27 protein-coding genes and 2 pseudogenes are annotated in these 26146 nt (G+C 69.9%); 19 read left to right on the top strand and 10 right to left on the bottom strand.

Annotated features, from left to right (window positions below):
* Nucleotides 1-46: 46 nt before the first annotated feature.
* Nucleotides 47-1099, bottom strand: a complete 1053-nt coding sequence (locus SH922_RS37445; RefSeq protein WP_393062983.1) for a chitinase — start codon at nucleotides 1097-1099, stop codon at nucleotides 47-49.
* A gap of 117 nt (nucleotides 1100-1216) precedes the next feature.
* Nucleotides 1217-1813 carry a hypothetical protein gene (locus tag SH922_RS37440; protein WP_393062982.1) on the bottom strand — a complete coding sequence of 199 codons (597 nt, stop codon included), beginning with the start codon at nucleotides 1811-1813 and terminating at the stop codon, nucleotides 1217-1219.
* Between the two features lie 180 nt (nucleotides 1814-1993).
* Between SH922_RS37440 and SH922_RS37435 the strand changes: the two genes are divergently transcribed.
* Entirely contained in the window at nucleotides 1994-3427 is a 1434-nt protein-coding gene (locus tag SH922_RS37435; RefSeq protein WP_393062981.1) for a carotenoid oxygenase family protein, read from the top strand.
* A 442-nt stretch (nucleotides 3428-3869) separates the two neighbouring features.
* Here the strand turns inward: SH922_RS37435 and SH922_RS37430 are convergent, their stop codons facing one another.
* Entirely contained in the window at nucleotides 3870-4448 is a 579-nt protein-coding gene (locus SH922_RS37430) for an NADPH-dependent FMN reductase (protein WP_393062980.1), read from the bottom strand.
* Between the two features lie 264 nt (nucleotides 4449-4712).
* Here SH922_RS37430 and sigJ point away from each other — a divergent pair, with 264 nt between their 5' ends.
* Nucleotides 4713-5588 (top strand): RNA polymerase sigma factor SigJ, encoded by an 876-nt coding sequence (sigJ, locus tag SH922_RS37425; RefSeq protein ID WP_393062979.1) that lies wholly within the window; start codon nucleotides 4713-4715, stop codon nucleotides 5586-5588.
* Nucleotides 5589-5709: 121 nt separating this feature from the next.
* Nucleotides 5710-6159 (top strand): VOC family protein, encoded by a 450-nt coding sequence (locus SH922_RS37420; protein ID WP_393062978.1) that lies wholly within the window; start codon nucleotides 5710-5712, stop codon nucleotides 6157-6159.
* Here SH922_RS37420 and SH922_RS37415 read toward each other — a convergent pair.
* Entirely contained in the window at nucleotides 6149-7357 is a 1209-nt protein-coding gene (locus SH922_RS37415) for a DUF6777 domain-containing protein (RefSeq protein WP_393062977.1), read from the bottom strand. The genes SH922_RS37420 and SH922_RS37415 overlap by 11 nt on opposite strands.
* A 199-nt stretch (nucleotides 7358-7556) precedes the next feature.
* Between SH922_RS37415 and SH922_RS37410 the strand changes: the two genes are divergently transcribed.
* From SH922_RS37410 to SH922_RS37400, 3 genes are read left to right on the top strand one after another with little or no spacing between them, the layout of a single operon-like run.
* Nucleotides 7557-8411 (top strand): YndJ family protein, encoded by an 855-nt coding sequence (locus tag SH922_RS37410; RefSeq protein ID WP_393062976.1) that lies wholly within the window; start codon nucleotides 7557-7559, stop codon nucleotides 8409-8411.
* Nucleotides 8408-8932, top strand: coding sequence for a DUF1990 family protein (locus tag SH922_RS37405; RefSeq protein WP_393062975.1), 525 nt, complete (start codon nucleotides 8408-8410; stop codon nucleotides 8930-8932). The genes SH922_RS37410 and SH922_RS37405 overlap by 4 nt, the downstream gene beginning before the upstream one ends.
* 37 nt (nucleotides 8933-8969) lie before the next feature.
* A complete protein-coding gene (locus SH922_RS37400; protein WP_393062974.1) occupies nucleotides 8970-10397 on the top strand; it encodes a lipase maturation factor family protein in 1428 nt (475 codons plus the stop codon).
* A gap of 26 nt (nucleotides 10398-10423) precedes the next feature.
* On the opposite strand, the pseudogene SH922_RS37395 reads toward SH922_RS37400, so the two are convergent.
* Both SH922_RS37395 and SH922_RS37390 read right to left on the bottom strand, forming a co-directional pair.
* A pseudogene (locus SH922_RS37395) lies at nucleotides 10424-10777 on the bottom strand (ammonia channel protein); the annotation flags it as partial.
* A 13-nt stretch (nucleotides 10778-10790) separates the two neighbouring features.
* Nucleotides 10791-11621 (bottom strand): zinc-binding dehydrogenase, encoded by an 831-nt coding sequence (locus tag SH922_RS37390; RefSeq protein WP_393063804.1) that lies wholly within the window; start codon nucleotides 11619-11621, stop codon nucleotides 10791-10793.
* Nucleotides 11622-11812: 191 nt separating this feature from the next.
* Between SH922_RS37390 and SH922_RS37385 the strand changes: the two genes are divergently transcribed.
* From SH922_RS37385 to SH922_RS37365, 5 genes and pseudogenes are all read left to right on the top strand, one after another.
* The gene (locus SH922_RS37385; RefSeq protein WP_393062973.1) at nucleotides 11813-12388 is read left to right on the top strand and encodes a TetR/AcrR family transcriptional regulator; all 576 of its coding nucleotides are present in this window, start codon (nucleotides 11813-11815) and stop codon (nucleotides 12386-12388) included.
* 154 nt (nucleotides 12389-12542) lie between these two features.
* Nucleotides 12543-12680: a hypothetical protein gene (locus SH922_RS37380; RefSeq protein WP_393062972.1), complete on the top strand. Its 138-nt coding sequence runs from the start codon at nucleotides 12543-12545 to the stop codon at nucleotides 12678-12680.
* A gap of 9 nt (nucleotides 12681-12689) precedes the next feature.
* Nucleotides 12690-12953: pseudogene (locus SH922_RS37375) on the top strand (recombinase family protein); the annotation flags it as partial.
* 81 nt (nucleotides 12954-13034) lie between these two features.
* Complete coding sequence (locus SH922_RS37370) at nucleotides 13035-13232, top strand: helix-turn-helix domain-containing protein (RefSeq protein ID WP_393062971.1); 198 nt, start codon at nucleotides 13035-13037, stop codon at nucleotides 13230-13232.
* A 124-nt stretch (nucleotides 13233-13356) separates the two neighbouring features.
* Nucleotides 13357-13731 carry a fluoride efflux transporter FluC gene (locus SH922_RS37365; protein ID WP_393062970.1) on the top strand — a complete coding sequence of 125 codons (375 nt, stop codon included), beginning with the start codon at nucleotides 13357-13359 and terminating at the stop codon, nucleotides 13729-13731.
* Nucleotides 13732-13811: 80 nt separating this feature from the next.
* Here the strand turns inward: SH922_RS37365 and SH922_RS37360 are convergent, their stop codons facing one another.
* Together SH922_RS37360 and SH922_RS37355 are read right to left on the bottom strand one after the other, a co-directional pair.
* Nucleotides 13812-13988: a hypothetical protein gene (locus SH922_RS37360; protein ID WP_393062969.1), complete on the bottom strand. Its 177-nt coding sequence runs from the start codon at nucleotides 13986-13988 to the stop codon at nucleotides 13812-13814.
* Nucleotides 13989-14321: 333 nt separating this feature from the next.
* Entirely contained in the window at nucleotides 14322-15806 is a 1485-nt protein-coding gene (locus SH922_RS37355) for an SDR family NAD(P)-dependent oxidoreductase (RefSeq protein WP_393062968.1), read from the bottom strand.
* A gap of 323 nt (nucleotides 15807-16129) precedes the next feature.
* Here SH922_RS37355 and SH922_RS37350 point away from each other — a divergent pair, with 323 nt between their 5' ends.
* The 6 genes from SH922_RS37350 to SH922_RS37325 all read left to right on the top strand — a co-directional run bounded on the left by SH922_RS37350 (nucleotide 16130) and on the right by SH922_RS37325 (nucleotide 21255).
* On the top strand, nucleotides 16130-17020 hold the full coding sequence (locus tag SH922_RS37350; RefSeq protein WP_393062967.1) for an RNA polymerase sigma factor SigF: 891 nt from the start codon (nucleotides 16130-16132) through the stop codon (nucleotides 17018-17020).
* A gap of 27 nt (nucleotides 17021-17047) precedes the next feature.
* Entirely contained in the window at nucleotides 17048-17254 is a 207-nt protein-coding gene (locus SH922_RS37345) for a hypothetical protein (RefSeq protein ID WP_393062966.1), read from the top strand.
* Between the two features lie 132 nt (nucleotides 17255-17386).
* Complete coding sequence (locus SH922_RS37340; protein WP_393062965.1) at nucleotides 17387-18646, top strand: PP2C family protein-serine/threonine phosphatase; 1260 nt, start codon at nucleotides 17387-17389, stop codon at nucleotides 18644-18646.
* Entirely contained in the window at nucleotides 18636-20258 is a 1623-nt protein-coding gene (locus tag SH922_RS37335) for a CHASE3 domain-containing protein (RefSeq protein ID WP_393062964.1), read from the top strand. The genes SH922_RS37340 and SH922_RS37335 overlap by 11 nt, the downstream gene beginning before the upstream one ends.
* Nucleotides 20255-20698, top strand: a complete 444-nt coding sequence (locus SH922_RS37330) for a response regulator (RefSeq protein ID WP_136325649.1) — start codon at nucleotides 20255-20257, stop codon at nucleotides 20696-20698. Before SH922_RS37335 ends, SH922_RS37330 begins: the two co-directional genes overlap by 4 nt.
* Before the next feature lie 101 nt (nucleotides 20699-20799).
* On the top strand, nucleotides 20800-21255 hold the full coding sequence (locus tag SH922_RS37325; RefSeq protein WP_393062963.1) for an ATP-binding protein: 456 nt from the start codon (nucleotides 20800-20802) through the stop codon (nucleotides 21253-21255).
* A 29-nt stretch (nucleotides 21256-21284) separates the two neighbouring features.
* Here the strand turns inward: SH922_RS37325 and SH922_RS37320 are convergent, their stop codons facing one another.
* Nucleotides 21285-22460, bottom strand: coding sequence for a PP2C family protein-serine/threonine phosphatase (locus SH922_RS37320; RefSeq protein ID WP_393062962.1), 1176 nt, complete (start codon nucleotides 22458-22460; stop codon nucleotides 21285-21287).
* 80 nt (nucleotides 22461-22540) lie between these two features.
* On the opposite strand from SH922_RS37320, the gene SH922_RS37315 reads away from it, so the two are divergent.
* Both SH922_RS37315 and SH922_RS37310 read left to right on the top strand, forming a co-directional pair.
* Nucleotides 22541-23053, top strand: coding sequence for a MarR family transcriptional regulator (locus SH922_RS37315; RefSeq protein WP_393062961.1), 513 nt, complete (start codon nucleotides 22541-22543; stop codon nucleotides 23051-23053).
* Nucleotides 23054-23301: 248 nt separating this feature from the next.
* Nucleotides 23302-23634: an STAS domain-containing protein gene (locus SH922_RS37310; protein WP_393062960.1), complete on the top strand. Its 333-nt coding sequence runs from the start codon at nucleotides 23302-23304 to the stop codon at nucleotides 23632-23634.
* Nucleotides 23635-23707: 73 nt separating this feature from the next.
* Here the strand turns inward: SH922_RS37310 and SH922_RS37305 are convergent, their stop codons facing one another.
* A complete protein-coding gene (locus SH922_RS37305) occupies nucleotides 23708-26059 on the bottom strand; it encodes a GH92 family glycosyl hydrolase (RefSeq protein WP_393062959.1) in 2352 nt (783 codons plus the stop codon).
* Nucleotides 26060-26146: the final 87 nt, after the last annotated feature.

Below are 26146 nucleotides of genomic sequence, written 5' to 3'. Positions count from 1 at the left end.
CGCCCCCGCGCGGGGGTGTTCCGGGGCCGTCGCCGTCACGGGCGTGTCAGCGGCCCTGCAACGCCTTGACGTTGTCGCCGAAGGTCCAGCCCTTGGAACCGTCCCAGTTCAGCGACCAGGTCATCAGGCCCTTGAGGCTGCCGCCGTAGTGGTTCCAGGCCTGCGAGACGAGGTTCGGCGCCAGGTAGCCGCCGCCCGCACCCGGCTGGGCCGGCAGACCCGGCACCTGCTTGTCGTAGGGCACCTTGATGGTGGTGCCCTGGATGACGAGCCCCTTGTCCAGACAGTCCGTCTGCGCCGTGAACCCCTCGACGGTGCCCGCGGAGTACGAGTCGCCCACGCATCCGTACATGCTGCCGTTGTAGTACTGCATGTTCAGCCACCAGAGCCGGCCGTTGTCCGCGTACTTCTTCACGATGGGCAGGTACGCGCCCCAGATCGAGCCGTACGTGATGCTGCCGCCCGTGACGTAGGCCGTCTCCGGCGCCATGGTCAGACCGAAGTTGGACGGCATCTGCGCGAGCACGCCGTCGATGATGCGGATCAGGTTGGCCTGCGAGGCCGAGAGCTGGTTGATGTTGCCGCTGCCCGTCAGACCGGTCTCGATGTCGATGTCGATGCCGTCGAAGTTGTACTTCTTCAGGATCGGAACCACCGTCTCGACGAAGCGGTCGGCGACGGTGCTTGAGCTGAGATCGATACCGGCTGCCGCACCGCCGATGGACATCAGAGTGGTGAGCCCGGACGCCTTCGCCTGGCACATCTCGGCCGGGGTCGGGACCTTCACGGTCGAGTCCATCCCGTCCTCCCACAGGACGGTGCCGTCCGAAAGGATCACCGGGAAGGCCGCGTTGATCACGTTGTAGCCGTGCTGCGGGATGCGGCTGTCGGTGACCGGGATCCAGCCCAGGGGCGGGTGCACACCGTTGGACGCGCCGTCCCAGTTCTCCCAGTACCCCTGGAGCACCTTGCCCGACGGCTTCGACTTGACCGCGCAGGTGTCCTCCTGCGCGGAACTCGGCGTGGCCGCGACCAGCATCTGTAAGATGCACGCCGCCGCGAGGCCGGCCCCCAGCATCCGTGACGTGCGACCGAGCATGACGGACCCCTTTCGAATTGGCATGCCCCTGTCAATTCATAACGGGCCACGCATGCGCTCAACGTAAAGTGGTCCAGACCTTCCGTCAATAGGTCTGGACCAAAAGGGCTGCGTCGGTCAGGGCCCCGCGTGGGCCATCCCGGACCGTTCCCGCACCCGGTCCGGGTAACGCTCCGTGAAGCGGACCGCCAGCACCAGCAGGACGACGGGGATGATCCAGTTGTACCAGTCGGCGCCGGACGACGTGTGCACCGCGAGCAGCCCCAGCAGTGCGGTGGCGACGAAGACCCCGCCCCAGAGCAGTGTCAGCACCCGGTTCACATGCCGGAAGGCGGGCGAGCCCCACACCTCGCGGGGTGTGGTCTCGCGCGCGTACTGCTCGGTGAACGGGACGAACGCCAGCGATCCGAGCGCAACCACCGCGATCACGGAGCTGGACAGGACCTGGGCGTACCTCTCCAGCCAGAGCATGTCCTGGCGGTCCAGGAAGAGAGCCAGGACACTGAGCACGGCGAAGAAGACGATGCCGGTGACCTCCAGCACCTTGAAGGAACCCCGGCGCAGATCGGGCAGGTTGAGCACCACAGCGGCGACCAGACCGGCCAGAGCCGCGTACTCCCAGGTACTGGGGGACGCGATGACAACGAAGATGATCCACGGGGCGAACGCGAAGAACAGATTCCCGGTCCGCCGCTCGGAATTGGCTTGAGCCACCGGACACCTCCGGGGCGTCTCCCACGGCACCCTGCCGCTTCCTCCATGGTGAAGCCAGGACCTGCGGGCCGCATCTCTGCACCCCCGGGCCCGCTTTGCGGCGGCTCCTGGCCGGAGATTGAATGAAGGACCGGCACGGCACGTTTCCAGGCGCACACCCGCCCGGCAAGGGAGGCCACCATGGCCGCACATTCCCAGCAGGCATTCGACCCGGCCCGCGTCGTCCATCTGTCCGGCCGTTTCGCCCCGGTGACCGAAGAGGTCGACGAGGCCGGCCTGCAGGTGGTGGGCGAACTGCCGGACGAGCTCGACGGGTTGTTCCTGCGCAACGGACCCAACCCCCGCTTCACCCCGATCGGTTCGTTCCTCTATCCGATCGACGGGGACGGCATGCTGCACGGGGTGTGGATCTCGGGCGGGCAGGCCCGTTACCGCAACCGTTTCGTCCGCACACCCGCCGTGCTCGCCGAGGAACGGGCGGGGAGGGCGCTGTGGGGCGGAATCGAATCGATGATCATACCTCAGGTCCCTGACGTGGAACCGGAGTTGGCCGGTACCTTCCGTGACCTTCCGGACATCAACGTGGTATGCCACGCGGGCCGTCTGCTGGCACTCGCCGAATCCGACTGCCCCTTCCTGATCACACCGGAGCTGGAGACGGCCGGCAAGGAGACGTTCGGCGGGGTGATGCCGGCCGGCATCACCGCGCACCCGAAGATCGATCCGGTCACCGGCGAGATGCTGGTCTTCTGCTACGGCCTCGAACCGCCCTACCTCACCTGGTCGGTCATTGATCCCAGCGGCTCCGTCGCCCGCGGCCCCACGACGATCGACGGGCTCGACGAACCGATGATGATCCACGACATGGCGCTCACCGCCAGGTTCCTGGTGGTCGTGCTGGCGCCGGTGTTCTTCGACATCGCCGCCGCGATGAGCGGGGGGTCCATGATCGACTGGCGGCCGGAGCGCGGCACCCGCGTGGCGCTGGTCCCCCGCGACGGCGGGCCGGTGCGGTGGGCGTCCGACGAGGCATTCTGGCTGTGGCACACGGTCAACGCGTACGACACCGAGCCCGACGGCGGTGATGTGGTGCTGGACTACGTGCAGTGGTCCCGCCTCTCCATGGGCGCGCCGGACGGTTCACAGGTCCCCAACACGGCCGGTCTGGTCCGCGCGGTCATCGATCCCGTGGCCGGCACGATGCACCGGACCGTGATGGACGACGCAAGGATGGAACTCCCCCGCACGGACGACCGTTTGATCGGCCGACGGCACCAGCAGCTGGCGGTGGCCGCGGACTCCGGGAACCCGGATCTCCTCCCGGGCGAGTTCGACGCGCTGCGCTGGTACGACGGCAGGGACGCGTCGGGTACGAGTTCGGTGTGGCGGGCCGGGGATCTGTCCGTCGGCGAGCCGGTCTTCGCGCCCTCGCCGGGCAACGGGCCCGGCGAGGGCGGCCACTGGATGACCTACGCCACCAACCGCACCGACAACAGCAGCTGGCTGCTCGTGATCCCCGCCGATGATCCCGGATCCGGCCCGGTCGCCCGGGTGCGGATCCCGGTACGCGTCCCGCTCGGCCTCCACGGGAACTGGCTGCCCACACAGGAGTGAGGTCCTGGGCCCCGCCTCCGGCCGTCGCGTGCGAGGAGTCGTGCGGACGCTCCGGGAAGGGATGAGCCGGCCCTCGCCGCTCAGCCGCTCAGCGACGAGCCCTTCGCGGAATGCGACCGGCGGTGATCCGCGACGGTTCCACCAGGCGTCCCAGCGAGTGGTGTCGCGTCCATGCGGCGGATCTCGTAAGTGCGTTCGGCAAAGCGACAGCCGTCCAGGGTGCGCCGGTAGCGACCGTGGCAGATCGCGCAATTGAGGTGCGAGGCGCCACCACGGATCCGGATGACTTCGGAGCCCACTCTCCGTAGAAGGAGGTGACCGCGTCCGTGAGGCGGGCGACGAGGTCGTTCTCGTGCCCGGCGATCCGAGGTTCGAGAACATGGACAGTGAGATGAGGCATGCTCGGTCGTCTCCCTTCTGGTCCCAGTCAGTCGGAGGCAGTTCAGGCGACGGACGCCGCGCGGGCACTTCGCAGGGACTCGAGTGCCGTGGTCCAGGCGACGACATGGTCGAGCAATGCGTCCAGTGAGCGCGCCCTGGACCCACCCGGAGCGAACACCGTGAAGTTCTCGAAGTCCGTGGCCAGGTGAAGGGAGACCTGCGCCGGCACGTCGGCGAGCCCGAGCAGACCGCACAGCTGCCGCAGCTGGGTCGCGGAGCCGGTGCCGCCGGCGGCGCCGTAGGAGACGATTCCGGCGGCCTTGTCCGCCCAGCCGGCGCAGACGAAGTCGATGGCGTTCTTGAGTGCGCCGGGGAGCTGGTTGTTGTACTCCGGCGTGACGAACACGAATCCGTCGAGCCTGTCGATCGTGCGCACCCAGGCCTGTGCCTCGGGGCCTCCGGTTCCGCCCATGGCGGGTGGTACCGCCTGGTCGAAGAGCGGAAGCCGGAACTCGGCGAGATCGACGAGCTCGAACTCTGCGTCGGACCTCTGCGCCGAGGCTTCGTGGACCCACCCGGCAACCTGCGGGCCGATCCGTCCCGGCCGCGTACTGCCGATGATGATGCCGATCTTGGTCACGATGCGTTCTCCTGCCTCGATTTCCGGTGCTGCCACGGGCACGCGGCCGTCGTGGTGGTCAGGCCGCCGTACCCGCACCCACCGACGCGGTAGTGGCCTCGATCGTCAGGAGACGGACCGCCGCTGTCGCCGTCTGACATCGGCGGCTCCTGATCCGTCGTATCCCGGGAGAGGATTCGTACGTGGCGAGTGAAAGGCGCTGACCGAATGGACATCACAGGCGGAAACGAGAATGCTCCGGGGCGTCCTGAGGACGCGCCGCTCATGTCGGAGCGGCGCAACCTCGCCAACCTCGCCTACCGGCTGCTCGGCTCGCTGACCGAGGCGGAAGATGCCGTCCAGGAGGCGTACGCCCGTTGGTTCGCCCAGCCCGTCGAGCGCCGGGCCGCTGTCTCGAATGCCGCGGCCTGGTTGACCACCGTCGTGAGCCGGATCTGCATGGACCAGCTCCGTTCGGCTCGTATCCGCCGTGAGCGCTACGTCGGTGAGTGGATTCCGGAGCCGCTGCCGGCGCGGGCCGAGTGGAGCGCGCTCTCCCACGGATCGACGGCGACGGATCCCGCCGACCACATCACCTTGGACGAGTCCGTCGAGATGGCGTTCCTGGTTGTGCTCGACTCGATGACGCCGGCCGAGCGCGTCGCCTTCATGCTGCACGATGTGTTCCGGGTGCCGTTCAACGAGGTCGCGGAGATCGTCGGCCGCACGCCGGGAGCCTGCCGCGAGCTCGCCTCGTCGGGTCGGCGGCGAGTGGCTGCCGCCCGCACCCGCGGCGCACGGGCGCAGCGGCGTTCCGCCGTCGTCAGTGAGTTCCGGCAGGCATGGCAGGCCAAGGACGTGGATGCCCTTGTACGGCTGCTCGACCCGTCGGTCGTCGCCGTCGCCGACGGCGGCGGTCGCGCTATGGCCTCGCCCACTCCGGTCCGGGGCCACCTTCAGGTTGCGGACTTCCTGGTACGCCTGGCGGGTCTCGCAGGCCGGCTCGACCTCCTTGAGCGCACCGTGAACGGCCAACCGGGCCTCGTTGCGGTCAACGGCGGTCAGGTGCTGACCGTGTACGCGTTCGACATCGACGAGTCCCACATCCGGCGCATCTGGGCAGTTCGCAACCCGGACAAGCTCCGGCCGTGGAGCAGTTGAGGTGAGCATCGACCTCGAGCCTGACAACTCGCGGTCCAGGGACGTCGATCGGTCGGGCCGTCGGCGCGCTTCGATGCCGTGCTCGAACCGGCCGGACCGAGATCTTGGAGAGGAAGCACCGATGTCGTTCAGCTCCCACACCCTGCACCTGACCGTTCGCGGCACGGACGAGGCGTCCGCCTGGTACCAACAGGCCTTCGGGGCCACAGAGCTCACCAGACTGGTGGTACCCGGCGGACGGCTGATCCACGTCCAGGTCCGCATCGGGACGCTCACCCTGATGCTGGCCGACGAGTTCCCCGAGATGGAGTCCTTCGGCCCACAGCACTTCGGCGGCACCTACGGTGCCGTTTACCTGCATGCCGACGATGTCGATGACGCCTGGCAGCGGGCCGTCGGTGCCGGGGCCACCGTGATACGCCCGTTGAGCGACGCCTTCTGGGGCGAGCGGGAAGGCCAGTTGCTCGACCCATTCGGCCATCGATGGGGGCTCACGCAGCATCTCCGCGACATCCCGCTCGCCGAGCTCCAGGAGCTCACGACCGAGGCATTCTCCGGCCTCACCGCATAGCGACAAGTGCGTCGTCCGCGTCCTCCTGCCACGGCAGCTCGATGGCTGTCTGCGGTTCGTCCGTCATGGGCGGCACCAGGCCCGGCGGCTCGTCCGGGTCCGCGGGGGCCGTCGGCTCGTCCGTCGGATACTCCGGGAACGGTTCGGGGTATCCGTCGGAGGGCGTACCGGTCGGCGTCGGGCAGTTCGTCGGCACCGGCGCACCGGTCGCCTCCTCCGTCGCCGCGACCGCCTCGCCGGGCGGTGTCGGGGCGACGGGCGTCGGGCAGTCCCCGGGCGCGGGGGTGGAGCGCGACGGGATCGGCGTCGCGGACTTCTCCGGTTCCCTCGGCGCCTTCGGTTCCTTCGACTTCGCCGGAGGCGCGTCGGGCAGCGGCCCGGTGATGTCGGTGCCGGGGCCGTAGGGCGGCGGCATCTCGGGGGTGCGGTCCCGGGCGCCCTCGTCCCCGACCGGACGCTCCATCCAGCTGTCGTGGTCCGCGTCGACGACGACCAGGGCCGTGACGGCCTTCGCGGCGGGTGCGACGACGACGATCCGCGCCGGGTCGTAGCCCTCCCACTTCTCGCCCCGTCCGTCCCCGGCGTCCCCCGCACCGGCGGGCCGGCTCAGCGGGTTGCCGCAGGCACAGCGCACGCGCGGGAGACCGCGGTCGTCCACCATCACGGCGGTGCCGGCCTGCAGCACGGACTGGAACGTGGTGGCGGAGCCCGCACGGAAGCCGTGGTTCCCCACCCGGGTGTCGGCACGCAGCACGACGGGCGTCAGGCCGCGCAGGAAGTCCGGGACACCGGCCCCGGGCACGCCGGCGGCGCGCGCGAAGGCCTCTTCCCTGGCCGGGTCGGCCGCGAGGAGGCGGATCTGCTGTCGGACATCGCAGGAGGCGACGGAGCGGGTAGCCCCGTAGAGGCCGGGGGTCGATCCGGGAAGGGTGTGCGGGGCATCGTCGCCGGGCGCGGACGTCCGCGGCGGGGCCGTGCGGGGCGTGGCCGGTGCCGCGCCGGACGGATCCGCCGTCGAGCTGGTGAAGGGGTCGGGCCCCTGCGCAGCGGCCGGCTGGAGGAGGACCTCCTCGGCGTCGGCCGTTCCCTCGGTGCCGTGGCCGCCGCCCGCGCTCTCCCGGGCGCAGCCCGCGGTGACGAGGATGCCGGCGGACAGTACGGCGAGCACGGCGCGGCGCATGCGTGTCGGTGCGTGCACGAAGAGGGTCTCCTGCCTGGTCACCGGTCCCGGGTGGTCCCCTCATGTCTGCCGCAGTTCCCTCTGCCCCGCAAGCCGGGACCTCACCGTGTGCGCAGGTCTTCCGGAGGCCCGGCGACCACAGCCTTGAACGCGTTCAAGAAAGGCCCTAGAGTCAGCACCGGCATAAGTTGAACGCGTTCAAGGCGGGGGTGGTGCCATGTCGGTCCTGGTGGGGCTGATCGTGATGCTGGGCATGCTGGTAATCGTGCCCGCCGGACTGCGACTGGCGGACGTCCCGGAGCTGGACCGGATGCGCCGGTTGTGGCCCGTCCTCGCCACACCGGGAGCCGTCGCCCTCTGGCTGCCACGAGGGCCGGCCGCCACCGTCCTGGCCCTCGGCTACGGACTCGGCGCCGCGCTCCTCGCCCTGCACGCCCTGGCCCGTGTCGTCCGGTGCCCGCAGCCACTGCTGTCATGGCGGACAGCACCCGCCGAGGTCGCGCTGTGCACCGCGCTGGTGACCCCGGCCATCGCCGCCACCGCGCTGGTCGCCGAGCGCTCGGGGCGTCCGCTGTTCGGCTTCGGCCTCGGGATTCTGGCGCTGACCGTGCCGCACTTCCACTTCGCCGGGTTCGCGGCCGCTCTGGTCTCAGGGCTGGTCAGCCGCGTCGCCGACAGCGCGGCGGGCCGGTTCGCGGCCCTGAGCGTGCCGCTGGGCACCCTGCTCGTCCTGATCGGCTACTTCATCGGCGACTGGGCCGAACTGGCGGGGGCAGTCGTCCTGACAGCGGGAATGTGGACCGTCGCCTTCCTGACCTGGCGCACGGTACGCCCCGCGGCCCGCGACCGGACCACCCGGCTGATGCTCGCCGCCTCGGCCGCCGTGCTCGCCGCGACCATGGTGCTCGCACTGAGCTGGGCGCTGGGCGAGGCCACCGGCCTCCCGCACCCCAACCTGACCTGGATGGCCGCCACGCACGGCGTGGGCAACGCGCTGGGCTTCGCCCTCTGCTCGGTGCTCGCCTGGCAGCGCCTGAGCCACCCCACCACCCACGAAGGAAGGACCGCATGAGCACCCTCACGTATCCGGAGGCGGGCGCCACCCGCCTCGGCCCGATCCCCGACGGCTACCACCACCTGCACCACCGCACCCGGATCGGACACGGTCGTGCCGACTTCGAGACCGCGGGTGCCGCGATCACCGAGTTCCGCATGCACCGCGTCTCCGGGGCCCGGGTCAAGGCCTCGGCTCCGCGCGCCGAGCCCGGTGCGTCCGTTCGGGTGGTTCTGGGGGCCGGCCCGTTGAGGTTCACCGCGCCCTGCCGGGTCATCTGGGCCGAATACGGTCCCGAGCGCATCGGATTCGCGTACGGAACGCTCGCCCGCCACCCCGAATGCGGCGAGGAGTGCTTCGTGGCCGAGATCGCGGACGACGGCACGGTCTCGTTCACCGTGATGGCGTTCAGCCGGCCCGCCCGGTGGTACGCCCGGCTCGCCGGACCGCTCGTGCCGATGGCCCAGCGCTGGTACGCGCGCCGGCTCGGCCGCACGTTGCGCCGGATCGTCGCGGAGGGGCGCACACCCCGGAACTGAGGCGCCGGGAATCGGCGGCGGGCCGATACTGGAAGTGATGGACTGGTTCACCGCAGACGGGTACTGGCTCGGCCGGCTGCTCTTCCAGAAGGCCCTGGCCGTCATCTATCTGACCGCCTTCCTCACCGCCGCGCTCCAGTTCCGGGCGCTGATCGGCGAGCGCGGCATGCTGCCCGCCCGCGAACTGCTGCGGCGCACGGACTGGCGTGTCGCACCCGGGCTCTTCCGCCTCCACTACTCCGACCGGTTCTTCGCCCTGGTCGCCTGGTTCGGCTGTGTACTCGCCGTCGCTCTGCTCGCGGGTGCGGACCGTTTCGTTCCACTGTGGGGATCCATGCTCCTGTGGGCCCTGCCCTGGGCGCTCTACCTGTCGATCGTGCAGATCGGCGGCGTCTGGTACGGCTTCGGCTGGGAGTCGCTGCTCCTGGAGACGGGGTTCCTCGCCGTCTTCCTCGGCAACGCGGACACGGCGCCGCCGGTGCTCGTGCTGTGGCTGCTGCGCTGGGTGCTGTTCCGGGTGGAGTTCGGCGCCGGTCTGATCAAGATCCGTGGGGACGCGTGCTGGCGCAAGCTGACGTGTCTGTACTTCCACCACGAGACGCAGCCGATGCCGGGCCCGCTGAGCTGGTTCTTCCACCGCCTCCCGAAGCCCCTGCACCGTGCCGAGGTGGCGGCCAACCACGTGACCCAACTCCTCGTGCCGGTGCTGCTCTTCACCCCTCAGCCGGTGGCGAGCGCAGCGGCAGGGCTGATGGTCCTCACTCAGCTGTGGCTGGTACTGTCGGGCAACTTCGCCTGGCTCAACTGGCTCACGATCGCCCTCGCCCTGTCGGCCGTCGACTGGTCTCTGGTCGCCGAGCCGCCCGCGCAGGCCGGTGCGCCCCTCTGGTACGAGGTGGTGGTCATCGCCGTCACCGCCCTGGTCGTGGTCCTCAGCTACCGCCCGGCCCGCAATCTGCTCTCGCGCCGGCAGGTGATGAACCGCTCCTTCGACCCTCTGCACCTGGTCAACACCTACGGCGCGTTCGGCAGCATCAGCCGGGTCCGGATGGAGGTGGTCGTCGAGGGCACCGACGAACCCGTGATCCACCCGGGCACGGTGTGGCGGGAGTACGGCTTCCGCGGCAAACCGGGCGATCCGCAGCGCCTCCCGCGTCAGTTCGCCCCGTATCATCTGCGGCTCGACTGGATGATGTGGTTCGCGGCGCTCTCGCCCGCGTACGCCCGGCCCTGGTTCGGGCCCTTCGTGGAGCGGCTGCTGGAGAACGACCGGGACACGCTGCGGCTGCTGCGGCACAACCCGTTCCCCGGTGAGCCGCCGGCTCACGTGCGTGCCAGGGTGTACCGCTACCGGTACACGACCTGGCGCGAACTGCGGGCCACCGGGTGCTGGTGGCACCGTACCTACGTGCGGGAGTTCCTGCGCCCGACCCCGCCGGGCCCGTCTCCGACCGGGCGATCCTGAACCGCACGGCGCACTCGCCGGTCCTGCTACCGGTCGTCCTCGCGGGCCCGCAGCAACGTACTGATCTGCTTGACGAGTTCGTCGTCGCTGGACACCCGCTTGCCGGAGACCAGGGCGCCGAGGCGCTCGGCGGTCTGGAAGTCGTACGCGCGCTCCTCCTGCTCGCCGGGGACGTTGGCGTACTCCTCCTCGGCGCGGAATCCGACGGTCATGTCCACGGCCTTGGCGATGAGCCAGGTGAGGATGAACGAGAAGGCGATCACGGAGACGATGGCGACGAGCTGCTTGCCGAGAAGCCCCCAGTCGCCGCCGTAGAAGAGCCCCTCCTTGCCGCTGATGCGTGCGGTGGCGAAGAGCCCGACCATGATCAGACCGATCAGCTGTGGTCAGTCACTAGGCCGCCGCCGGCTCTACATCCAGGACTGCCTTGCCCGCGATTCGCCGGTCCAGCAGCGCTTGGGCGGCCTCGGCGACACGGTCCCAGGAACCGCGCCAGTCGACCTCTGGGGAAAGCCTCCCCGCTGCCACGAACTCCAGCAGGGTTGCCAGGTCCGGGCCGACCTCGTGGACGTCGCCGAACGTGTTCATTGTCTTGGACGGCCCCGCGGAGTACAGCGAGTACGGCGCGAACACCGCCGGTTCGTCGGAAGCCCAGCCGATGTTCTGCACACCCCCGCCCGGCGCGAGGAGTTCCCAGGCTGCGGCCAGCTGTTGGCCGCCGACATTGTCGAGGATGAGGTCCACCGGCTGGTCGATGCCTTCCAGGCCGACCACCACTTGGTGGGCGCCCAGCTTGGCCAAGCCAGCGGCACGCGTCGACGATCCCACCGAGGCGATCACATGGGCACCCCCCAGGGCCGCGAGCTGGACCGCGTAGCGGCCGACGCCGCCGGCCGCGCCGGTGATCAGTACTCGTCGGCCCAGGATGGAGCGGGAGCGCAGCGTGCGTAGCGCAGTGATGCCAGCCATCGGCAGCGCGGCGGCGTCAGCGAGGTCGACCTGGGCGGGAACTTCGGCCACCGCAGTGGTGTCCACGACCATCCGCTGGGCCCACGCGCCGGCTCCGAACGCCGTGACCCTGGCTCCTACAGACGGTCCGGTGCCGTCCGTCGCGGCACGCACGACGACACCGGCGGCGTCGTAGCCGTGAACGGTCCCGGCCGGAAGTTGCCCCGCGAACGCCACCTCGCCGCGGTTGAGCGAGATGTGCTGGACATCGACCACCAGCTGATGCGGTGCTGCCTGGGGTTCTGCGGCCGGCCCGAGACGCAGGGATGCGGGAGCGTCGGGATCGACGACGAGCGCGTGCATGACCATGAGACCTCTCTCTGTAGACGTGCATTATGCGGACCGTCAGTCCGGTTAATTGTCACGGTAGTATGCGGACTAACAGTCCGTCTAGCTGAGGGGTGCCGATGCCTGAACAGCGGGCCGAACGCGCTGACGCGGTCCGTAACCGTCGCGCGGTGCTACGCGCGACTGAGCAACTCTTGACCGAAGGCGGCGGGGACCATGTGTCTCTCGACCGGGTTGCTGCCCTTGCCGGAGTCGGGAAAGGCACCGTCTTCCGGCGCTTCGGCAACCGCGCCGGACTGCTGCAGGCGCTGCTGGAGGAGAGGTCCCGGGAACTGCGCGACGCGGTCAGGAACGGGCCCCCACCCCTGGGGCCCGGAGCGCCCACATCGGAGCGACTGCTCGCCTTCCTCGATGGGCTCGGCGCGATCGCCGAAGGTAACGCCACCTTGCTGTCCGCGCACGGGCAAGCCTGCGCGGAGGACAAGTACGACGATCCCAGCTACCAGCTCTGGCACCGCCATCTGAGCACCTTGTTCGCCGACGGAAGTCCAGATCTCGACGCCGGCTTCCTGGCCCACGCCGTACTCGCAGTCTTCGACGGCGACCTGATCCGCCACATGACACCGCCTGACGACCCTCGCCGCTTCACCCGTTCCGTCCAGAAGATGGCCATGGCGCTCCTCCGCCGCGACTGATCGTCGGAGTGTCCAACTATCGACCGATTGATGAGCAAGATCGATAAGCGGCGACGCGCGGCCGGATCGACGCCGGATCATGCCCATAAAACGGTGTCAGAAAGTCGATGTGCTCGAGAACTTGAGGAGCACCCTTTTCTTTACGATCTGGCAGGTGCAGCCACCCCAGGACGACGACACCGCCGATCTCCTCGCACCCGTTCCGGCCGTACGGACCGGCAGCCTCGTGGGATACGCACGCGTGTCCACCAAGGGGCAGTTGCTCGACCGGCAGATCCACGCACTCGCCTAAGCAAGGTGCATCCGGATCTTCTCCGACAAGAAGTCCGGCAAGAACGCCGAACGCGAGGAACTGTGGAAGGCCCTCGACTACCTGCGCGAGGGCGACACCCTCGTCGTCCCGTCACTGGACCGGCTCAGCCGTTCCATCCAGGACCTCATCACGATCGTTTCCGGCCTGCGCAAGCGTGGCGTCGGCTTCACCTCGCTGCACGAGGCCCTCGACACGACCACGCCCGGCGGGCGCCTGGTCTTCCACGTCTTCGCGGCCCTGGCGGAGTTCATCCGCGAACTCATCGTGCAGGGCACCAACGAGGGCCTGGACGCCGCTCGTGCCCGCGGCGCCCGACTCGGCCGCCCGCCAGCGATGACGGAGGAGCAGGTACGTCACGCCCGCGACCTGCTCGCCCGCCCGGAGAACACCGTCACCTCGATCGCGAAGCTCCTCGGCGTCTCCAGGAACACGATCTACAACTACGTGCCCGAGCTGAAGGGCGGTCGCCTCGCACTCGCTGAGGCGACGAGCACGCCGGAACTGCCCCAACCCACCAGGTCCGAGGACTGATCACCGCCGTTTGCGGCTGGTGACAGCATTCTTACCGGCACCCCGTCTCCGCCGCCGTGACCGCGGGCGCGTTCGCGGCCCATCTCGCCTTCGGGCGCTCCTACGGCAAGGGGAGCGACGCCTCATGACCGACTGGCTGCTCGTACTCGCCGGCGGACCGGTGGGGGCGCCGCTGCGCTATCTGCTCGGCGTGGACGCGAAGTACCGCCTCCACACCGCCTTCCCATGGGGCACCTTCGCGGCCAACGCGGGCGCGGCCCTGCTCCTCGGCTTCATCGCTGAGGCGGCGTCCGACGGCGATCTGGGAACCCGGCTGAACCTGCTCCTCGCCACCGGCTTCTGCGGGGCCCTGTCGACCTGGTCGACGTTCTCCTACGAACTGCTCACCCTGACGTCCGCCCGCCGGCTGGGCCTGGCGGCGGGGTATCTGCTGCTCACCGTCTGCGCGGGAGTGGGACTCTCGTTCGCCGGGGCCGCTGTGGCGAACGCGGTCTTCTGACCGCCACGAACACCACGTCACGCCCGAGCTCCGGTCCGCGCCCCTCTCGGGGTGCGGACCGGAGCTCGGGCGGGAAGCACTCAGTCGATGCCGGGCAGGATGTGCGGCTCGGCGAGGTCGTCCTCGTAGCCGGCCAGCCGGATCGGTGCGGACCTGGCCCAGACCTCGATGTTCCGGAGCTTCTCGGGCCTGCGGGCCCGGTCTCCGTGCCGTTCGGCCGTCCCCTGTTCGTGCTTCGTCAGTTCTGGTGTCGTCACCGCGCACTCCTTCGTGTCACGTAGCCCCCGGAGCATCCGACGTCCCGGCGTCATATCCGGTGGTCGACCGCCCATGGTGCGGGGCAGGGCAGGATCTGTTCGGTCGCGGTGGCGCCGGGTACGAGACGGGACTGCGGCCCGGTTGACGAGCCTGTCCCAGGACGGTCGAGGAATCTTCGTGGATCCCTTGATGGCGTCCGTTCCCCTCAGCGTAACCAAATGAGCGTCCCCATGCTCGATGGAACGTGTGCCTTGGGTCACTTTCAGCCACCAACCATGGAAAAGACCCGGCCCGGGAGGGTTCCCGGACCGGGTCTGTGACCACAGGGCGTGCTACCAGTTGGCGGGGGCGTAGTCCTTGAGGAAGCAGCCGTACATCGCCTCGCCCGCTTCGCCGCGGACGATCGGGTCGTAGACGCGGGCAGCGCCGTCGACCAGGTCGAGCGGGGCGTGGAAACCCTCCTCGGCGAGGCGCATCTTGTCCGGGTGCGGGCGCTCGTCGGTGATCCAGCCGGTGTCGACGGCGGTCATCAGGATGCCGTCCTTCTCGAACATCTCCTGGGCGCTGGTGCGGGTCAGCATGTTCAGTGCGGCCTTCGCCATGTTGGTGTGCGGGTGGCCCGCACCCTTGTAGCCACGGCCGAACACGCCTTCCATCGCGGATACGTTGACCACGTAGGCGTGTTTGGCGGCGGTCGCGGCCATCGCCGGACGGAGCCGGCTGATCAGGATGAACGGCGCGGTGGAGTTGCAGAGCTGGACTTCCAGCAGCTCGATCGGCTCGACCTCGTCGACTGTCTGGATCCAGCTGTTGGTGTGGTGCAGATCCGGGACGAGGCCGCCCGCGTCGATCGCGGTGCCGGCGGCGATGCGCGCCGGCGACGCCGATCCGGTCACCAGGGCCAGCTCGGTGACGTCTTGGGCGCTCAGCCCTTCCTTACGGGCGGCCGGCAGCGCGGCCACGCGGTCGACGGTGCCGCTGCCGAAGGTGCCGATCACCTCGGCGGCCGGCAGCTCGCCCGCGGGCAGCGGGGCGGACTCGGCCCCGAGCAGTTCGCCGTACGCCTGCGGGGAACGGCGGACCGTCTGCGCGGCGTTGTTGATCAGGATGTCCAGGGGCCCCTCGGCGGCCACCGAGGCGGCGAGGGCGACGACCTGGGCCGGGTCGCGCAGATCGATGCCGACGATCTTCAGGCGGTGGATCCACTCGTCGCTGTCCGGCATGGCCTTGAAGCGGCGGATCGCGTCGTTGGGGAAGCGGGTGGTGATCGTGGTGTGCGCGCCGTCGCGCAGCAGGCGCAGCGCGATGTACATGCCGATCTTGGCGCGCCCACCGGTGAGCAGCGCCCGGCGGCCGGTGAGGTCGGTGCGCGCGTCGCGCCGGGCGCGGTTCTCGCGGGCACAGTCCTGGCAGAGCTGGTGGTAGAAGGCGTCGACCTCGACGTACCGCGTCTTGCAGATGTAGCAGGACCTGGGCCGCTGGAGGACCCCCGCGATCTCGGCGGTGGCGGACGAGGACGGCAGGACGCCCTGGGTCTCGTCGTCGATACGCTCGGCCGAGCCGGTCGCCGTCGCTTCGGTCACGGCCTTGTCGTGCGCGGTCTTGGCGGCGCGGCGCTCCTGGCGGCGGCGCTGCTTCACCGTGCGGTAGACGCCGGCGGTGGCGCGGCGCACCGCGATGGCGTCCGGGTGGTCGACCTCGATGGAGTCGAGCTCGTCGAGCACGCTCAGGCAGACGGCCAGCCGCTGCGGGTCGATACCGGGACCGAACTCCTCGATACCGGGCGCGAGCTCCGGGCTGTCCTCTGTCACCGTCATTGCCGTTCCTCTGTTGCTTGTGCCGCCGGATTCTCTCGGCGGACTGTGGCGCGCCGCCGAGCCGGGCTCACGAGGACTGACGTCCACGGGACTGAGGCCCGGCCGCGGGCTTCTGCGCAAAGCCGCCGCACTGCGGGCCGAACGCCCCCGTCAAGTTTGCCATGCCCCGGGTGCTGCTCCATTCGGGTGCGGGAGCGGTTTCACCCGCTGGCCGGCTCTCCGTCGCGGCGGCCGTCGAAAAAGAATCGCGCCCGTTCGGCATGACCTCGCCATTACCGGGCAGACGAGGCCCAACGCAGTTGGCAACACAGAGAGGCGACATCATGACGGGCACGACGGAGCAGACCGGCACCATCCTCGGCGGCGCGCGCACGCTGCCCGGACAGGACGGTGCGGGAACTTCGGAGCTGCCGTGGATCGAGGACACCGGCAAGGTGGCCCCGAAGGACGCGCGTGCCCTGTCGAAGGTGTTCCTCGACCGTCTGCAGGTCCTCGAAGAGGGCACGCACGAGTACCAGTACGCGCGCAACACCCTCATCGAGATGAACCTCACGCTGGTGCGGTTCGCCGCCTCGCGGTTCCGCAACCGCGGTGGCGACGACACCGAGGACATCATCCAGGTGGGCACCATCGGGCTGATCAAGGCCATCGACCGGTTCGACCTCTCGCGCGAGGTCGAGTTCGCCACCTTCGCCGTCCCCTACATCGTCGGGGAGATCAAGCGCTTCTTCCGGGACACCACCTGGGCCGTGCACGTGCCGCGACGGCTGCAGGAGCTGCGGGTCGACCTCGCCAAGGCGAAGGAACAGCTCGCCGCGGACCTGGACCGCGACCCGACGGTCCAGGAACTCGCCGCCCACCTCGACCTCCCCGAGGAAGAGATCATCGAGGGTCTCGTCGCGGCCAACGGCTATTCGGCGGGGTCCCTCGACACGCCCTCGGCCGAGACCGACTCCGGCAACGACCAGCGGTCCTTCGCCGACGTGATCGGCGAAGCCGATCCGGGGATGGACACCGTCGAGAACCTCCACACGCTGGCGCCTCTGCTGGCACAGCTCGACGACCGCGAGCGCAGGATCGTGCAGATGCGCTTCGGCCAGGAGATGACGCAGTCCCAGATCGGTGCCGAGCTCGGGGTCTCCCAGATGCACGTCTCCCGGCTGATCGCACGCATCATCAAGCAGCTGCGGGCAGGGATGTCCGTCGAGGCGTGACCCAGGCGCGTGAGAGCATCCCGTCCCATGGATCTCTCCCCACTGGAACTGGCCGTGCACCGGCTTCGGGACGCCGAGGCGGCAGCCGACGCCTCCCGCGCGGACGTCGAACTGGAAGCGGTGCTCGCGGTCCGCGCGGGCGCTGACATCGACACGGTGTCCGGGCTCACCGGCATCACCCCGCACGATCTGCTCAGGCTGGAGAAGCTCACCGGCGACATCCCTCCGAGCTGAACCATCGGGGCCCGACTCCGCTCAGCAGCCGGACGACGCCCGACCGCACAGCGGCGGGCGTCGTTCACATATGCTGCGGGGCGACGAAGGGCGGCCCGATCGGGCGCGACGAGAGGGTGAACCGTGGCTGAGATGCGCACCAGCTCCCACTCCCGGCACCCGGTCGCGGCGGCGTTTCCGGTGCAGGCCGGCTCCGTACCGGCCGAACGGCCTTCCGTCTGGGACCTCAACGCCGCCATCCTCCTGGTCGAGGACGACGCCGGCGATGCCCTGCTCGTCGAGGAGATGCTCGCCGACGGCGAGCTGGACTCCGCGCTCACCTGGTGCAAGACCCTGACCGAGGCGCTGACCTTCCTGCGCGGCCATCGGACACCCGTCTGCGTCCTGCTGGACCTGCACCTTCCGGATGTACACGGGCTGAGTGCCGTGAACCGGATCCTGGAGACCACCCCGGACGCCGCCATCGTGGTGCTGACCGGCCTGGCGGAGGCCGAGGCGGGGCTCGACGCGGTGGCCGCCGGTGCGCAGGACTATCTCGTCAAGGGGCGGATCGACCCGCAGGCCCTGTCGCGCGCGGTCCGCTACGCCCTCCAGCGCAAGCAGGTCGAGCGGGCCGCGGCCGCCCTGCGCGCCACACAGCTGATGGCCCAGGAGAACGCGCGCCTCGAACGAGGGCTGCTGCCCGTCCCGCTGTTGCACGACGACGGTTTCGAGGCCGTCGCCCGTTACGAGCCGGGCCGCGCCCACGGACTGCTCAGCGGCGACTTCTACGACGTGGTCCAGAGACCCGACGGCACAGTCCACGCCGTGATCGGCGACGTGTCCGGACATGGTGCTGCGGAGGCCGCGCTCGGGGTCTGCCTGCGGGTGGCCTGGCGCACCGCGGTCCTGTGCGGCACCGGCCAACTCGAACAACTCGCGCTGCTCGAGGAGATCCTCGTCGCGGAGCGTTCCGATCCCCATGTCTTCGCGACCGTCACCTCGCTCGTCCTTCCCCCCGGCGGGGACCACGTCGTCATCGTCAGGGCGGGACACCCGGGGCTCCTGCTGCGCGACGGAACGGACATCGAGTGGGTGGAGCCCGAGGGCGGCATTGCGCTCGGCCTGCTGCCCGGCCACGGCCAGTGGGTCTCGACCGAGCACGCGTTGGCACCCGGCGCCGGTCTCGTACTCTTCACCGACGGGCTGTTCGAGGGCCGCACCGGACAGGACACCCGGCTGGGCGAGGAAGGCCTGCTGGCCATGGCCCGGGACCTGTCCGCGCTGCCGGCCCGGCCGTTCGTCGACGCGCTGGTCGCCGGCGCCACCGAGGGGGCTGCTCCGTACGGCGGCCTCGCCGACGACGTGGCCGTGCTGCATCTCGCCTGGAAAAGGACACCTCATGAGCAGTGACTCACCGGACGACACCCCGCAGCGGCCAGGACGTCTGGCGCGGCTGTCGGTCCAGAACTGGGTCCATCTGATCCTGGGCTGCTTCGTCCTGGTCGTGTGCGGCTGCCTGGTGGTCGGCGGACTCGTCCTGGCCCGAATATCCGACCGGACCACCGAACTCGTCGACCGTATCCAGCCGGCCCGCTCGGCCTCCTTCCAGCTGCAGAACGCGCTGCTCGACCAGGAGACCGGGGTCCGTGGCTACGCCCTCACCGGCGACCCCTCCTTCCTGCAGCCGTACGCGAGCGGCAAGCTCGACGAGCAGCGGCACCTGGCGCGGGTCCGCGACGCCATGGGCGCCGGCGACCCGTACGACGGCGATCTGGACCGGATCGCCGCCGCCTCGGCGCAGTGGCGCAAGAAGCATGCCGAACCGCTGATCGCCTCCGTCCGGCGCGACGGCCCGGAGGGCCGGTCGTCCACCAGGACCGCCGGGAGCAAGGCGGCCTTCGACACGCTCCGGCGCCTCTACACCGCGCAGCAGTCCCATCTCGACGCCGCCAGGGACCACGCGCGTGACCAGCTCACCGACGCACGTGCCACACGCGACAAGGCGCTGATCGCACTCGTGGCCTGCTTCGTCGTGTGCGTGATCGCCCTTAGCCTGCTGCTGCACCGGGTGGTGGGACGGCCGCTCAACGCCCTGGCCGAAGCCTCCCGCCAGGTGCGGTCCGGCACCTTCCGCCGGCGGATCCAGGTGCGCGGGCCGTCCGACGTACGGGCCGTGGCCGCCGCCGTCGAGGACATGAGGTGCCGGCTGGTCGAGGAGCTCGACGCCTCCCAGGAGCGCGAGGAGCTGCTGGCACAGCAGACGGAGGAGCTCCGCCGCTCCAATTCAGAGCTGGAGCAGTTCGCCTACGTCGCCTCGCACGATCTCCAGGAGCCGCTGCGGAAGGTCGCGTCGTTCTGCCAGCTGCTGGACAAGCGGTACGGGACCGAGCTGGACGCGCGGGGCAAGCAGTACATCGACTTCGCGGTCGACGGCGCCAAGCGCATGCAGGTGCTCATCAACGACCTGCTCACCTTCTCCCGGGTGGGCCGGGTCCACGACAGCTGGAGTACCGTCGATCTCGACCACGCTCTGGACCGGGGCCTGGCCAATCTGGCACTGGTCATCGAGGAGTCGGGAACCACGGTCGTACGTCCGGACCCGCTCCCCGAGGTGAACGGTGACGCGACGACGCTCGCGATGATCTGGCAGAACCTGATCGGGAACGCGGTGAAGTTCCGCCGCCCGGACGAGCCGTGCGTCGTCACGGTCGACTGTGTGCGGGAGGAGGACGTCTGGCACTTCACCGTGACGGACAACGGCATCGGGATCGCTCCCGAGTTCGCCGAGAAGGTCTTCGTCATCTTCCAGCGTCTGCACGCCCGCGACGAGTACGACGGCACGGGCATCGGACTCGCCCTCTGCCGCAAGATCATCGAGTTCCACGGCGGCCGCATCTGGCTCGACCCCGAACCCCGCCAGGGCACCCGCATCCACTTCTGCCTGCCCGCCGACGCCGACACCTCCCCGGCAGCAGCCGTGGAAACGGCCGGGCCCGACGAGAGCTCCGGAGACACCGCGTGACCAACCCCGTACAGCCCATCGAGGTCCTTCTCGTCGAGGACGACCCCGGCGACGAGCTCATGACGCGTGAGGCGTTCGAAGACAACAAGATCCGCAATACGCTCCATGTGGTCCGCGACGGACAGGAGGCGCTCGACTTCCTCTACCGCCGCGGCGCGTACGGTGACGCCCCGCGTCCCGACCTGATCCTGCTCGACCTGAACCTGCCCAGGTACGACGGGCGCCAGGTGCTGGAGCAGATCAAGCAGGACCCCGAGCTCTCGCTCATTCCCGTGGTCGTGCTGACCACGTCCTCCGCCGAGGAGGACATCCTGCGCAGCTACAAACTGCACGCCAACGCCTATGTCACGAAGCCGGTCGACCTCGACCAGTTCATCGCGGCGGTCCGCCAGATCGACGAGTTCTTCGTGACCGTGGTGCGGCTTCCCGGACGTGCGTAATATCTGCTGACATCACCCGGGCGTGGGATCTCCCGACGCGGGTACACGATCAGCGAGAAGAGAGGTCCACGGCCTCCCCCGCTGCGCCCTGGCTGGAGCACATGAACGAACAGGCCATCTCCCGGCCGGACGACTCCCCGAGGAGTTGTCCGCCCACGGAGACACTGCACAGCGCCGAGGTGTTCGACGGCGAACCGGGGTGCATCGCCCAGGCGCGCGCCCTGGCCGACCGCTTTCTCGCGCGGCTCGTCGCCGAGTGGATGGCCGTGCTCGGCACGCACACCCGCAATGATCTGATGCTCGCCGTGAGCGAGCTGGTCACCAACGCCGACCGCTACAGCCACGGTCCCTACCTGCTGGAGCTGGAGGGCACCGCCGAGCGCATCAGCGTGACGGTGTACGACAGCAGCAGCGCGCTCCCGGTCTTCTACTCCCCCGACCCGAGCCGGCTCGGGGGGCACGGCATGGAGATCGTCGTGGCCCTGTGCGACCGCCTGACGGCCGAGCGGGTGCCGGTCGGCAAGCGCATCCGTGCCGAGTTCATGCTCAGTAGCTGATCAGCCCCGGCGGCGCACGGGCCGTGGCGTCAGCCGTCATTCCCCTGTCTGCCGAACCAGTCGATGCAGACGACCAGCGCGTCATCGAGCGTGTCCGCGGCGCGGTAGTCCGCGAGTTCGCGCAGGACGGCGCCCGGGACCGACGCCGCGGGCAGCAGCCGCGTCGCGAGGATCACCCTGGCCAGGCCGCGTTCCACGTACGCCTCGCCGTGAGGTGACACGGTGTCGTACACCCCGTCGCTGACGAGCAGCAGCCGGTCGCCGGGGAGTGCCTGAAGGTTCTGGACCACGTACTGCGACTCCTCGTACATGCCGAGCGGCAGCTGAGCGTCCAGTTCCACCCGGGCGACCGTCCGGCCGCGCAGCCGCCACAGCTGCGGAGAGCCCGCGTCCACCGCGCCGACCCTTCCGGTGGCGAGGTCGAAGCGGAGCAGCACGGTCGATACATGGGCGCTGCCGCGGTGCTGCTCGTAGAGCGCCTGGTCGGCGAGGGCGGCCTGGTCCGCGATGCCGATCCCGGCCCTTCTGGCGTTGCGCAACGCGTTCACGGCGAGGCTGGTGAGCAGGGAGGCCTGGATGCCCTCGCCCAGGCCGTTGGTCACGGAGACGGTCAGCTGGTCGCCGTCCGCGGCCCAGTCGAAGTTGTCCCCGTGGATGGCGTAGGCGGGTTCCAGCTGCGCGCCGATGGCGTACTCGGCCGCGGTGAAGGCCCGGGCGGGGAGCAGCTGCCACTGCATCTCGGCGGCGAGCGTGAGCCGGTTGATGCGGCGGGCCCGCCGGTAGTGGTCGGTGTCCCGTTCCGCCACGACGATCTCGTGGCCCAGGAGGTCGGCCACGTGGGCCAGCTCGTCCATGGTCTGCGGGGTGGCCGCGTCGGCCGGGAGGCGGACGCTGAGGATTCCGAGGCGCTCGCCGCGTACCGTCACGGGAAAGTGATGGTCGACCTGGTCGCCGCCACCGGCCGGCTCCTCGTGCGGGCGCTGGCTGCCGAAGGCGCGGCCCTGCGGGCTGTTGTGGATCGACAGAGCGCTTTCGTGCTCCGGTGCGGTGCCGACCGGCTTGAGCACGTTCATGCCGTAGTCCGCCAGCAGCAGCTGCACCGACCGGGCGTCGTACGCGGTGGCGAGTGCGTCGCGCACCGTCTCCACCAGGGCGTGCGGCGCGGCAGCACGTACGGCTCGTTCGATTTCGGTACGGGCGTTCACGGTCTTCCGCTCATTCTTCGTCGGGTGACAGGGACGGGGCCGGGCTGACAGGAGGACGCTCCGGATGACAGAGTGGAAGGATGCCCCACCGCTCCGGCCTTCCCCACCGTCTCGAGCGGGTTTCCGAGGACGTCTGCGCCGCCTCCGAACTGCTGGAGGTGCTGTGGGGCCGCGGCCAGGAGGCCGCGCCTCCCGGCACTGTCTCGCCCTCGCAGCTGCGGGCCCTGCTCGTGATCGAGCGGCAGGAGGGCAGCAACCTCCGCTCGCTCGGTGAGGCGCTCGGTTCGCGCGCCCCATCGGTGAGCAGGCTCTGCGACCGGATGGAGGCCATGGGCCTCGTCCAGCGGGACCCCAGCCCGACGAGCCGCCGTGAGGTCGAGCTCCGGCTGACGGGACGGGGCCGCGCCCTCCTGGAGGAGTGCCGGGCGATCCGCACGCGCGAGCTCTCCGCCGTGCTGGAGCGGATGCAGCCCGCCGAGGTGGCGGCGCTCACCGCCGGGCTCGCCGCCTTCCGCTCGGCTGCATCGCAGCGGCTCGCCGCCGGCCGGAGCCCGGCCGACCGGCTCCGCGACGAGATCGCAGACAGCGCCTAGCTTCATTCAGCCCCTGCTTCCGCGTACCGAGGCACTCCTTGCGGGGTGCGTAGGTTGATCATTGGGGTACAGATTGTTGCCCCGCGAAGAATGTTGTCAAATGGCAACTGTTACTTCTATCGTTGGCCGACACCCGCCGCGACCAGGGACGGACTTGCACCGGACCGTCCACATCAACCGGCATTCTCCCCCGCCGTCCAGTGCATCACGAGGTGACCGTGCTTCCATCCCCCAGTGCCGACAGAGCCATGAGAATCGTCCCACGGCAGGACCACGGATCGCTGGTCCTCGCCGTGACGGGTGACCTCGACATCGACAACGTCGCCCCCCTCGGCGCCGCGCTGGAGAGCGCGGCATCGGACGGCGACGGGCCGGTCGTCGTCGACCTCTCGGACGTGAGTTTCGCGGACTCGACGACGGTCAACGTGCTTCTTCAGGGCCAGACCCTGCTGGGCCCCCGGCTGCGGCTCGCCGCACCGTCCCCCTTCATGGAACGGCTGATCGGGGTACTGGGCCTCGACAGCGCTCTTCCGGTCTTCCCGACCGTCGCCGAGGCGATCGACCCGCCGCTGCCCGCCTGAGGCCACGGCACGCGAGCGCCCTTCCCCCCGCCGGACGGGGGGAAGGGCGCTCGCGTGCCGTGCGGTGTTCGCCTCAGCCCAGGGCGGGCGGGGCGTCCTCGGGCGAGGTGCCCCAGGCCGACGGCTCGCTGCCCACCGTGAAGGAGAGCGAACGGGCCGAGCGGATGTCGTCGGTGGTGAGGTAGGTGCGCGACTGCTGCGCACCGTCGAGCCGGGCCGACTGGATGTAGCGGTCGGTGTCCGAGGCTCCGGGTGCGCTCACCGTGAGCGATCCGCGCGGGTAGTACCGGCGGTCGAGCTCGATGTCGACGCGTTCGAAGGCCGGCGTGGACAGACCCCAGGTGTCGGTGCCCGGCTGGACCGGGAAGACACCGATCGAGGAGAGCACCATCCAGGCGGACATGGTGCCCAGGTCGTCATTGCCCGTCATGCCGGTCGGCCCGTTGGTGAAGAGCGTCAGGGCCGCGTGGACCACATCGGTCGTCTTCCACGGCTGGCCGGTGGAGAGATAGGTGTACGGGGCGATGAGGTCGGGCTCGTTCTGCGGGTTGTACTTGTCGGCGTTGTAGTACGCGTAGGGGCCGTTGACCCACACCTCGCGCGCGGTCTTCGCCGGGTCGGCGAGGAGCTCGTCGTACGCGAAGAAGGAGTCGAGCCGCTGGTTGGCTGAGTCCTTGCCGCCGATCAGGTCGACCATGCCGGGGATGTCCTGCGGCACCATCCACTGGTACTGCCAGGACGTGCCCTCGTGGAAGCCCTCGCTCTGCGCCGGATCAGCAGGGCCTGTGAAGGCGCCGGAGGCGTCGCGGGCGCGGAAGAAGCCGGTCGAGGGGTCGAAGATCTTCCGGTAGTTCTGGGCGCGGGCGTCGTAGCGGGCGGCGTCGGCGTCGTGGCCGAGGTCGCGGGCCATCTCGGCGAGCATGCCGTCGGACAGGGCGTACTCCAGGGTGGCGGAGGCGCCGTGGTCGTAGTCGGAGTCGCCCGGCTTGGCGTGCGGACGGTCCTTGATGTACGGGGCGAAGCCGTCCTTCAGGTACTCGACGTTGGCCTCGCGGCCCACCGGTGCGGAGTCCGCGGCCGGTACACCGTCGGCGTTCTTCTTCAGGGCGCGGTACGCCTCCTCCTCGTACCCCTTCAGCAGACCCTGCTGGTAGGCGTTGGTGAGGAAGGGGGTGACCGGGTCACCGGTCATGATGTTCGTCTCGACGGTGCCGTAGCCCCACTTGGGCAGCCAGCCGCTCTCGGCGTCGATCCGCAGGACGGATATCGCCATGTCGCGGGACTCGCGCGGGGCGAGTAGCGAGAGGAGCTGGGCCTGGGTGCGGTAGGTGTCCCAGAGTGACCAGTTCTGGTAGTACGTGAAGCCTTCGGCCCGGTGCTTCTTCTGGTCCCAGCCGGTGTAGCGGCCGTCGACGTCGCTGCCGACGTTGGGCGCGAGGAAGGACCGGTAGAGCGAGGAGTAGAAGGTGCGGCGCAGTTCGTCGCTGCCGCCCTGGGCCTTCACGCCTTCGAGGCGCGCCTCCCAGCTGCGCTGCGCGGCGCGCTCGACGCGGTCGAAGGTGCGGCCGCCCTCGGCACGGAGGTTGAGCGCGGCGCCCTTGGCGTCGACGTAGCTCAGGGCGGTGGTGGCCTCGACCGTGCGGTCCTTGCTGGTGTCGAAGCGCAGCCAGGCGCCGTTGCGGGCGTCGGTGGCCGAGGACTTCTTCGAACCCTCGGTGACGGTGTCGCCGTTCCAGGTGCCGGACGTGGTGAACGGCCGGTCGAAGTGGGTGACGGTGTAGACCGTGTACGGCTTGGTGTCCTGGCAGAAGCCACTGCCCGTGATCGCGGTCCGCACGGTGCGGTTGTCCAGGATCTCGACCTCGGACGACAGCGTCCTGTGCAGCGACTGGCCCGCGTTGAGCAGGACGTTGGCCTTGTCGGTGGCCGGGAAGGTGTAGCGCTGCACCCCGGTGCGCTGCGTCGCGGTCAGCTCCGCGTCGATACCGGTCTTGAGCCCGACCTTGTAGTAGCCGGGGCTCGCCTTCTCGTCGTCGTGGCTGAACTCGGCCGCGTACTTCGCGTAGTCGGTCTCGGTGATGTCACCGGTGGTGGGCAGGGTCGGCAGGTCGCCGCCCAGGCCGCAGCCGACGCCGGAGAGATGGACCGAGGAGAAGCCGCGGATGTGGTTCTCGCCGTAGTCGTACCCGGTGTTGTGGCCGGTGTCCGGGGAGAGCTGCACCATGCCGAAGGGCACGGAGGCGCCGGGGTAGGTGTTGCCCTCGTTCTGAGTACCGATGAACGGGTTGACCAGGTCGGTCAGCCGGCCGTCGGTCCGGGGCGCGGCCTGGGCCGTGGCCCCGGTGGTGAGGACACCGCCCAGGAGCGCGGCGGCGGCGAGTGCGGCCGCCGGGCCGCGCAGTCGCGGCCGTGGGATCCGGTGCATGGGATTACTCCTTCGGACAACGTTGTCAGAGCGCGATCATTCTTGGTTCCCCGTTGATCCGCGTCAAGGGGTCGGACGATGCCGCTC

The sequence above is a fragment of the Streptomyces sp. LN549 genome, from assembly GCF_043203805.1.
Lineage (GTDB): Bacteria > Actinomycetota > Actinomycetes > Streptomycetales > Streptomycetaceae > Streptomyces.
The sequence above is the reverse complement of the archived record's forward strand: the minus strand, read 5'-3'. Positions and strand labels throughout refer to the sequence as shown.